At 35.2% G+C, this 9432-nt stretch carries 9 protein-coding genes and 3 pseudogenes; 8 read left to right on the top strand and 4 right to left on the bottom strand.

Going from position 1 to position 9432, the window contains the following annotated elements; all coding sequences use genetic code 11:
- From AC1DTM_RS13110 to AC1DTM_RS13130, 5 genes and pseudogenes are all read left to right on the top strand, one after another.
- A pseudogene (locus tag AC1DTM_RS13110) lies at nucleotides 1-223 on the top strand (hypothetical protein); the annotation flags it as partial.
- Between the two features lie 147 nt (nucleotides 224-370).
- Nucleotides 371-646, top strand: coding sequence for a hypothetical protein (locus tag AC1DTM_RS13115; protein ID WP_199715752.1), 276 nt, complete (start codon nucleotides 371-373; stop codon nucleotides 644-646).
- A gap of 153 nt (nucleotides 647-799) precedes the next feature.
- Nucleotides 800-1643 (top strand): annotated as a pseudogene (locus AC1DTM_RS13120) (MBL fold metallo-hydrolase).
- A 139-nt stretch (nucleotides 1644-1782) separates the two neighbouring features.
- Nucleotides 1783-2103: pseudogene (locus AC1DTM_RS13125) on the top strand (IS4 family transposase); the annotation flags it as partial.
- Nucleotides 2104-2248: 145 nt separating this feature from the next.
- Nucleotides 2249-3157 (top strand): PhzF family isomerase, encoded by a 909-nt coding sequence (locus AC1DTM_RS13130; protein WP_477000321.1) that lies wholly within the window; start codon nucleotides 2249-2251, stop codon nucleotides 3155-3157.
- A 435-nt stretch (nucleotides 3158-3592) separates the two neighbouring features.
- Here the strand turns inward: AC1DTM_RS13130 and AC1DTM_RS13135 are convergent, their stop codons facing one another.
- The 4 genes from AC1DTM_RS13135 to AC1DTM_RS13150 form a co-directional block, all read right to left on the bottom strand.
- Nucleotides 3593-3964, bottom strand: coding sequence for a cupredoxin domain-containing protein (locus AC1DTM_RS13135; RefSeq protein ID WP_088099280.1), 372 nt, complete (start codon nucleotides 3962-3964; stop codon nucleotides 3593-3595).
- Between the two features lie 159 nt (nucleotides 3965-4123).
- Nucleotides 4124-5383 carry a serine hydrolase domain-containing protein gene (locus tag AC1DTM_RS13140; RefSeq protein ID WP_088099279.1) on the bottom strand — a complete coding sequence of 420 codons (1260 nt, stop codon included), beginning with the start codon at nucleotides 5381-5383 and terminating at the stop codon, nucleotides 4124-4126.
- 99 nt (nucleotides 5384-5482) lie between these two features.
- Nucleotides 5483-6682: an MFS transporter gene (locus AC1DTM_RS13145; RefSeq protein ID WP_016105450.1), complete on the bottom strand. Its 1200-nt coding sequence runs from the start codon at nucleotides 6680-6682 to the stop codon at nucleotides 5483-5485.
- Between the two features lie 15 nt (nucleotides 6683-6697).
- Complete coding sequence (locus AC1DTM_RS13150) at nucleotides 6698-7117, bottom strand: MarR family winged helix-turn-helix transcriptional regulator (protein WP_002013810.1); 420 nt, start codon at nucleotides 7115-7117, stop codon at nucleotides 6698-6700.
- A 188-nt stretch (nucleotides 7118-7305) separates the two neighbouring features.
- Between AC1DTM_RS13150 and phaZ the strand changes: the two genes are divergently transcribed.
- The 3 genes from phaZ to AC1DTM_RS13165 all read left to right on the top strand — a co-directional run.
- Nucleotides 7306-8208, top strand: coding sequence for an intracellular short-chain-length polyhydroxyalkanoate depolymerase (gene phaZ, locus AC1DTM_RS13155; protein ID WP_002199903.1), 903 nt, complete (start codon nucleotides 7306-7308; stop codon nucleotides 8206-8208).
- Between the two features lie 60 nt (nucleotides 8209-8268).
- Nucleotides 8269-8469, top strand: coding sequence for a hypothetical protein (locus tag AC1DTM_RS13160; RefSeq protein WP_133059509.1), 201 nt, complete (start codon nucleotides 8269-8271; stop codon nucleotides 8467-8469).
- A 113-nt stretch (nucleotides 8470-8582) separates the two neighbouring features.
- The coding region (locus AC1DTM_RS13165; protein ID WP_477000322.1) for an MFS transporter at nucleotides 8583-9432 on the top strand (850 nt) is incomplete at its 3' end.

A 9432-nucleotide genomic window follows, 5' to 3' on the forward strand; every position in this document is an offset into this window, starting at 1 on the left:
AAGTAATGCATTGCAAGGTGAGATTCAACAAGAATTTTTAGCTACATTTAATAAGCTGAACATGAATGATATTACTGGCGATGTAAAAGAAGCCCGTAAATCTTTAGATGATCTTATGGCTTGGATACAACAATCTGACCTATTGAAAGCTCAAAAGGATTTTGTTGATACGTTACCTGAAAAAGAAGCAAGTATCTCTAAACTAGAGGAAAGTAAAAAATAAAGAAAAGAGGTTGCCTAAAAGTAACTATTCAGCGACTTTTGGGACAACCTCTTCTTTTGGTTGTGGATTTTCAAGAAAGTTTAGAATAAAATAAAAATATAGCCATCTACCTATTATTCACTAATGAAAAGAAAAGGGGGTAGCGAAATGCAACTGAAGTATGGGAAGCACATTAATATATTATCTATTGTTCTAACTTTGTTCTCTTTTTCCGTAATTGTAAGTTTCTCTACCTGGTTGAGTGGATATTCAATTCCCGACCTTTCTACAATGCTTAAGGTAACAATGTGGAGTGCATTTATTCTTGGAATTATAGGGTTTAGACAAGAGAAAAGCGCACTAGCGATTATAATTATGGGAATATGTGCCTTTGCTCTAGTCGTTCTATATACTTATGCGGTTATAAGTTTTCTTGAGCATTAAACACCATGAAAAAGAAACGAACATTTTGTTCGTTTCTTTTTTTGGGGGCATTATAAAATTTTAACTTGATGGTGATGGGCGATACCCCTTCAAAGGAATCCCTCCTTTAATGTCGAAATATTTTGTTAAAATGAGAATCAAGGAGAGAGGAAAATGGATAAGGAATTTTTCAGCAAACATTTTAGTCTTGAAAAAGTTAGTGAAGGGATATACGTTGCAATAGCAAGAGAAGGCAGTGGTGCCGTAGCAAATGCAGGCTTTATTGATTTAGGAGATAAAACAATAGTTTTTGATACATTTAACACACAACAAGCTGCTGAAGATTTAAAATATATTGCAGAAAAAATAACCAATCGACCCGTGACATGGGTTGTAAATAGTCATTGGCATGGAGATCATATTCGAGGTAACCAAGCATTTAAGGAAAGTAATATTATTTCAAGTTACATATGAAAAAATGAAGGATATTCATCCATCGAGAATCAATAAGCAGAAAAATGATATACAAGGTCTAAGAAATTATATTCATTCTTTAAAAGATCAAATAAATCAAAACAATGACCCTAAGTTAAAACATCAAATAAACTTTCTAAGCGAATTGGAAGTTTCATTACCAACTTTGAAATTAGTTTTACCTCAAAAAACATTTTGTGATGCAGTTCTCTATATTCCAGAAGAGAAAGTAATATTCATGGGTGATTTATTATTTGTTGATTGCCATCCAACATTTTTTGAAGAATCGAATCCTGAGAATTGGATTCGCATTTTGGAAAAGGTTAGCGATATGGATGTTGAGATGGTAATTCCAGGACATGGTTCAATTGGAACAAAAATCCATATTTTAGAATTAATAGACTATATAACTGATTTAACTGTAATTGCACGAGAAAAAGACCATATCGAAGATATTAAAGTACCTAACAACTACAAAAATTGGGGTTCTCCAGAGGTTTATCAACAGAATTTTAAAATGCTAAAAGGAATATTGGAATGTTAAATCATATAGAAATCCCTTTTACATTCCACAATATGGGGTCCCGCCCATCGCTATTAAGCTAATAAAAAGAAATACCCTCAAAATGAAAAAAATACGTTATTCTTTCTGTAGAATCATAGGAAAGGATGGCGTTTTTTGTATGTCTATTTCTATATCTGATGAATTACAACTATTTGCTCAAGAGATTCAAAGCTTTTTATCTCCAAATATCTTACGAGATCTTGCTAGAGATGTTGGTTTCGTGCAACGAACCAGTAAATACCAAGCAAAAGATTTAGTCGCTTTATGTGTATGGATGAGTCAAAATATCGCTACGACTTCTTTAACTCAATTATCTAGCTGTTTGGAAGCATCAACAGAAGTGCTCATCAATTCAGAGGGATTGAATCAACGATTTAATCAAGCGGCCGTCCAATTTTTACAACACCTATTAGCTGAACTACTAAACCAAAAATTGACTTTGCATAAGCTTAGCTTGATAGCGATGTGGTACTACCCCATCGCTATCAAGCTCCTTATAGAAGTAACGGGAGAACTTTAATATAATAAGAATTAAAGATAGTTTAAAGGACCAAAAATTAAATATATTAAAGGTGGAAAATGACATGGAAAGAAAGTACCGATTATATCAAATTGATTCATTTACGAAGAAAAAATTATCAGGTAATCCGGCTGGTGTAATAACAAATGCAGATGGTTTATCCTCGGGTGAGATGCAGAGGATTGCTAGAGAGCTTAACAATTCGGAAACGGCATTTATCTTTAAATCAGACAATAGCGAATCTGATGTACATATTCGTTTTTTTACGCCTACTCATGAGGTCYCTATCTGTGGACATGCGACGATTGCTGCCCACTATGCTCGTGCAGTTGAAAATAGTTTAAATACAGTTAAAGTTTATCATAAAACTGGTGCCGGCATTTTACCAGTCGATGTGATTAATGAAGATAATGATTACAAAATTATTATGACGCAGGGTAGTATAAGTTTTGAAACTGTGATTGAAGGTGTAGCTTTAGAGAATATATTTACAGCTTTCAATATTAGTGAAAATGATTTATTAGAAGATTGTCCAGTACAAATCGTTTCAACCGGGCATTCTAAGGTGATGATTGGAATTAAAAATTCGGAACTTCTTAACCAATTAAACCCTAATATGGAKTTACTCACAAAAGTCAGTGGATTAATTAATTGCAATGGTTTCTATGTGTTTACGATGAATGCTCCCGACTCTGATATTTTAATTCATGGAAGAATGTTTGCTCCTGCAATTGGTATTWACGAAGACCCTGTTACAGGTAATGCGAACGGTCCTTTAGGCGCATAYTTGATACATCRTAGACTTGTCAAACATGATAATACTTTATTTAGTTTTAAAGCAGTGCAGGGCGAAGCTATAAAACGGGCGGGTATCATTGATGTTCAAGTGAAAATTTGTAATCAGGAGCCAGAGGAAGTAAGAATTGCAGGAAATGCTGTAATCGTATTTAAGTCCGATTTATTACTTGATTAGCAATTCATATGCAAAGTTCGAATCGTAAATGGAGGTCTTTATTAATATGAATTTCAATCATTGTAAACTGTAAATCATAATAAAGTTATTTCTATGACGGGGAATTTGTGAAATAATACATTCAAACAAAAAGGTGCTTTTGTTAAATAGAATAAATAAGAAAAGTAAACACCCCCAAAACAAAAAAATGAGCTGACCTCTCAAAATAACTAACTGTAGAGAAAGAAAATTTTCATTTAGGGGGTACTTCAAAATCTTAGCTTGATAGCGATGTGGTAGCACCAACAAAACACAAATTTCGTACGCTACGACAATGTAAAGATTTTATGCTGCACGTAAAAAACCGATTAGTGAGAGCTCATAATCCGTGGGGGATAGACACCCCCCGCGAATTTAAGTGTCACTTCATAAAAAAGTAAGGGTCGGTACTGCATGTCATTTGACTATTACTTTTCCATCCATTCCTTTCAAGTAGTGGAACCGACATATTAGTTCATATGTACCGGGGGTTTCAGGTTTTACGGTAATTGTTTTTTCTTTTCCTGGCGGGACCTCAGCGTCGATTCCGAGCTTTTTCACCGTAAAGGTGTGATCTCTATTTCCTTTGTTTTTCAATAGAAACGTCGTCGTTTTCCCAGCCGGAACAGTGATGACATTCGGATTAAAGTAATCATCATTCAATTCAACCTCGATAGGCTGTCTCACAACGTCGGATTCGGCAAATACACGGAGTGATCCTAAAGTAGTAATAACTACAATCATCGCAAGTGAAATGATTAATCCAGTTAATAGCTTTTTCACAGACATTCACAATCCCTCCTTTCCTAAGCACTAGTGTTTTCAAATTACTAAAATATTATCAATATAAATGGGGTTTACGCGTGGCTTAAATAGTAATTCTTTCGGCAACTCCTACTAACCAAGCACTAACTGGAATAGGATTTGGGTAAATAAAAAAAGCCTCCACTACTGTGGAAGCTTCTCCAAATGATGTGCAATATCAATATACATATCGGAATAAACCGAATGGATTTCATTACTAGGCGCAGCGTTAGAAGAGAAGTGGACGATTACCATACTTGCTTTCGGATCGATGTAAAGAGTTTGTCCGTAACTGCCTAACACTTCGAAAGCACCTTGTTCATTATGCGGAATCCACCATTGATTATGATAAGAAATGGAAGCGCCGCTGCCAATTGCGAGTTCGCCTTCTTGTACATTTTTTACACCTTCTGTAATAGAAGAAGGGACGATTTGTTTTCCGTTATATTGACCATTATTTAAAAGTAATTGCCCGAACTTCGCCATATCTCTAGCAGTTGCATTTAAACCAGCACTTGCTTGTTCTACTTTTGTTTCATCTGTAACGTAATAAGCGTCTTCTTCCATACCAATTTGAGACCAAATTTGCTCGCTTACATTTTCAGCTAATGATTTGTCAGTGATTGTTCGGATAATCCAAGCGAGTGTTTCACTTGAGCCGTTATTGTAAGAAAAAGCGGAGCCAGGCGGTGCAGTTTCTTCTGCCTCTAGTAACATATCATAAATTTTCATAGGCCCCTCGTAATTTTTACCTCGGGGTAAAATATTACTAGCTAAATATAGTTGTGCATCTTGATTTTCTAGTCCTAGCTGCATATATCCGTGAGTAGGGTATTCAGCAGAAACTTGCATGTCCAGTAATTGCTGAAGTGTTGCTTTACCAAACGGTGTGTTTTTTAATTCTTTTATGTAAGTGTCAGCTGTTTTCTCTACATCAATAAGATTTTCTTCAGCGAGAGATTGTATGATTGCACCAGTAAAAACCTTTGCTAATGATGCCATGCCATGAGGTTCACTCTCGTTATATCCATTGAAATATCGCTCATAAACAAGTTGTCCATTATGTACAACGACAAAAGCGTCTGTTTTGTTTTCGTCTAAAAGTTTTTTTAGAGGAGTTGTATTTCCAAATCTACGCTCCACAGCAAAATCGTCTAAGTTTTGTAACGCGGTAGGGAAGGGAGCAACTTGGTCAGGATTGTTTTTTACTTCATTAATTAAAGTAAATTCTTTCATATGTGTATACGACCAGCGTAAGTAAGGATCGTCTAACCAGTTTTCTTTTGTGACAGTATCTTTAGTGGGGGTCGTTTTATTATGTTTAAAAAAAGTAAACCCAAGCCCTGTAACTACGAATAGTAATACTAGTAACAGTAATAGCAGGGGAGATTTCTTTACATTCATGTATGTACCTCCTTTAGTTTCTATTATAAGTATACGCTCGTCTTAAAAGAAATACAAAATAAGGAAAGTAAACGGGTAAGTTTACTTTCCTTATGAACGTTAAGCAGAGATTTGTCCATCTGTACTTTGTTTCTTGAATTTTTGTTTTCGTCCGTGTAATCCATAATAAAGAAGTAAAGTGAACGCAACGATAATAGCTGCAATAAAATACATATTATGATAACTTGATTTGGCAGCGACTATACCTAAAATGAAAGAACCAAAGCCAATGCCGCTATCAAAGAACGAGAAGTAAGTAGCTGTCGCAGAACCACGTCGATGGTTTGGAGCGGCAGAAATTGCAATCGTTTGGAAACTTGGAATTAATGTTCCGTATCCTAAACCGATTAACATACCTGAGCCAAGGAACCAAAATGAAGTTTGCGCTTGGCTTAAAATGAACATCCCAATTGTGAAAATAATGATAGCTGGATAAATAAGTACATTTTCACCGAAACGATCAAAGATTTTTCCTGTGAATGGACGAGAAATGACCACAACAAGTGCGTATAAAATAAAGAAGTAACTTGCAATTTCACTTAAACCGAGTTCTTTCGCATAAATAGGAATAAAGGATAAAATGCCACTATAAGAAAAGGCTAAAACAAATCCTGTTAGAGCGATTGGAATAGAAGATGGTTCAATTAAGTCTTTCCATTTCATTTTTTCTCGTGTTTGTTTACTTACTGGTTTTTCATGTGGAATATCGACTAGTAATCCTAATAAAAATGCGAGTAATGAAAATACTGAACAAACGATAAATAGTACAGTAAATGAAAAATGGGAAATAATTGTTAAACCTAAAAAAGGACCAATTACCATCGGTAGACTCATAAATACGCCGTAATAAGCAAGTGCTTCACCGCGTCTATGAGCTGGTGCTACATCAGTTACAATTGTTCCAGTTGCTGTTGTTGCCATTCCGAATCCAATACCATGTAAGAAGCGAAGGGCAAGTAATAAAAATAAACTTTGCGTACCGAAATACATAACAGTAGCGGCTAAAAATAGTGAAAGTGAAATGAATAATATTTTCTTTCTTCCTAAATCATCGAGCCATTTTCCTGTGAATGGTCTACATAAAACAGATGAAATAAGAAAAACAGTTGCAACTAAACCAATTTCCTCAGGTTTTCCTTTTAGGCTGTCTATAACATAGACAGGCAGAGTAGTCATAAGCATGTAAAATGTTAAAAAGAGAAACAGACTACTAAAACAAGTTCCGAGGAAATCCTTCGTCCAAAGTTTTTCACTTTGCATCGTCATCCCTCCATATTAATGATCTAAATTTTTGATAATTTGTTGTAACAATTGAAAAGCTTCATGTAAGTCTTCTTCTTTAATACCTTCTAGCGTCTTTTCTTCAAAGGAATCAACTTCTTCTTGCCATACTGGAATCATTTCTATTGCTGTTTCCGATAAGGAAATGAGCTTCTCACGGCGATCTTTTCCTTCCGTACGAATAATCCAGCCCATCGTTTCCATACGTGTTAACGTGCGGGTCATCGTTGGTGATTCAACATTTAAATACTGACATAATTCTGTTTGAGTACAAGATCCAGTTTGATTAATGCGGAAAATAACAGCCCATTGCGCACTAAATAATCCTGTTGGAGATACACGTTCATTAAATTTCTTCGTAAACTTACGAGAAGTTTGACTGACAATGTGGAAAAAATGTTGTTTTTCGTCCATGTATTTGGATCCTTTCAAATTAGTTACCTAGCTAACTATATACTTTTTTATAATAACTGTCTAGTAATAGACATGCAGTTTTATGTGGAAATTTCGTATAGATTTTATATTGAGAACATACATTCTGTGTGGTATTCTTTAATTAAGTAAAGAATTTTCTTTCTATTAAAAGAATGGGGGAACTTGTGATGATTAAGCCTGCAACAATGGAGTATGTTTCACTATCGAACGGAGAAACGATTGCATATCAAGAAGTTGGAAGGCAAAATGAAGAAATACTCGTGCTCATTCATGGAAATATGACATCGTCACAACACTTTGATTTAGTTATTGAGAAACTACAAAATCAATATCATATTTACGCAATTGATTTAAGAGGATTTGGACAATCAACGTATAATAAGCCGATAGATTCTTTGCAAGACTTTACGGAAGATGTGAAACTTTTTATAGATAAATTAAATGTAAAGAAATTTTCATTAATGGGATGGTCAATGGGCGGCGGTGTTGCGATGGAGTTTACAGCGAGCCACCCAACTTTTGTAGAAAAACTAATATTAGTAGAATCGGTTGGAATGAAAGGGTACCCGATATTTAAAAAAGATATTAACGGGCAACCAATCGTATCGAGTTTATTAAAAACGAAAGAAGAAATTGGGCAAGATCCAGTGCAAATTGCCCCCGTACTAGATGCAATAAAAAATATGAATAAAGTATATTACCGTACAGTATGGAATCTATTAATATATACACATAATCAACCTGAACCGGATCGTTATGAAAAGTATTTAGATGATATGTTAACGCAGCGCAATTTCGTTGATGTGAACTATTCATTAGTTACATTTAATATTTCAGATGAACATAATGGTGTTGTACGAGGAAATGGACATATTCACCGTATTCAAGCCCCAACACTCGTCATACAAGGTGACCGCGATTATGTCGTACCACAAGTAGTTGGTGAGGAATTAGCGAAACATTTGCCAAATGCGGAGTTGAAGGTGTTAGAAGACTGCGGGCATTCACCGTTTATTGATTGTTTAGATGTGTTTATACAGCATGTAGAGGATTGGTTAGACAATAAATAATTCCCAAAATATAAAACTTGCATATACTATAGCATTTGTATGTATAAGGGGAGAGAGTCAATGCATAATCCATTTTTAATGTATCATTCGCCATATAATGATCATCAATATATAAAAATTATTATTGATCCGATGTATATGCAAGTGCAGCAAGTACCAATCGCCCATGCACATTACTACTTATATGGACCATCATTTTATGAAAATCCATATTTTAAACATTTTCATTACCATGTGAAAGCACAAGTTTGGGAAGGATAAGAAGCTAAAAGGTTGATTCTTTTAGCTTCTTTTTTATTGCCGATATTCGTACACGCATGTAAAGAAACCGTTTATAATGAAAAGTGGAAAGCGTGAGAAAGAGAGGGAAAAGGATGTCGATGCGTTTTACTTTTTGGATTATGGTTGGGATTGTGGCAATCTCAGGTTTATCACAAGGTATGCTCTTACCTGCCATTGCAATGATTTTTGAACAAGAAGGGGTTAGTTMAAGTATTAACGGTATTCATGCAACGGCATTATACATCGGGATATTATTTATTTCACCGTTTCTTGAAAAACCGATGCAAAAGTTTGGAATGAAACCAATTATCGTAATTGGTGGGTTTCTCGTTATTATTTCATTATTCTTTTTTACACAAACTTTTTCATTTTGGGTATGGTTTATTCTTAGGTTCCTAGTTGGTGTTGGAGATCATATGCTCCATGTCGGAACGCAAACATGGATTACGACAACGTCAGATCCTAGTAAAATAGGTAGACAAGTATCGATATACGGTGTATTCTTCGGAATTGGTTTCGCAGTTGGTCCGTATTTAGCAAGCACTGTTCAGTACGGTCTTGCAACACCATTTATCGTATCTACTATACTTTGCTTAATAGGTTGGCTTTTACTACTACCAACGAAAAATGCATTTCCAGCACAAGATGAGGCGAAAGCTGAAAGTGAATCATCCTTTTCTCGTTATAAACAAGTCGTTGGATTAGCGTGGATTGCGTTAATTGGTCCGCTTGCATACGGTGTACTTGAAGCGATGTTAAATAGTAATTTGCCAGTATACGCACTTCGCAAAGGATGGTCTGTAGCGGAAGTTTCCTTCTTATTACCAGCATTCGCAGTTGGAGGTATTATTACACAAATCCCGCTCGGTATGTTAAGTGATAAATACGGAAGAGATCGTATTTTAACGTGGATGTTCAGCGTAAGTACTGGCATTTTCCTAC

The organism is Bacillus sp. P4_D3 (genome assembly GCF_056401855.1).

Excerpts from the sequence above, each read along its gene's own strand:
- AC1DTM_RS13115 (WP_199715752.1), top strand. The coding sequence starts at position 371 with ATGCAACTGAAGTATGGGAAGCACATTAATATATTATCTATTGTTCTA.
- AC1DTM_RS13135 (WP_088099280.1), bottom strand. The coding sequence starts at position 3,964 with ATGTCTGTGAAAAAGCTATTAACTGGATTAATCATTTCACTTGCGATG.
- phaZ (WP_002199903.1), top strand. The coding sequence starts at position 7,306 with ATGATTAAGCCTGCAACAATGGAGTATGTTTCACTATCGAACGGAGAA.
- AC1DTM_RS13145 (WP_016105450.1), bottom strand. The coding sequence starts at position 6,682 with ATGCAAAGTGAAAAACTTTGGACGAAGGATTTCCTCGGAACTTGTTTT.
- AC1DTM_RS13150 (WP_002013810.1), bottom strand. The coding sequence starts at position 7,117 with ATGGACGAAAAACAACATTTTTTCCACATTGTCAGTCAAACTTCTCGT.
- AC1DTM_RS13140 (WP_088099279.1), bottom strand. The coding sequence starts at position 5,383 with ATGAATGTAAAGAAATCTCCCCTGCTATTACTGTTACTAGTATTACTA.
- AC1DTM_RS13160 (WP_133059509.1), top strand. The coding sequence starts at position 8,269 with ATGCATAATCCATTTTTAATGTATCATTCGCCATATAATGATCATCAA.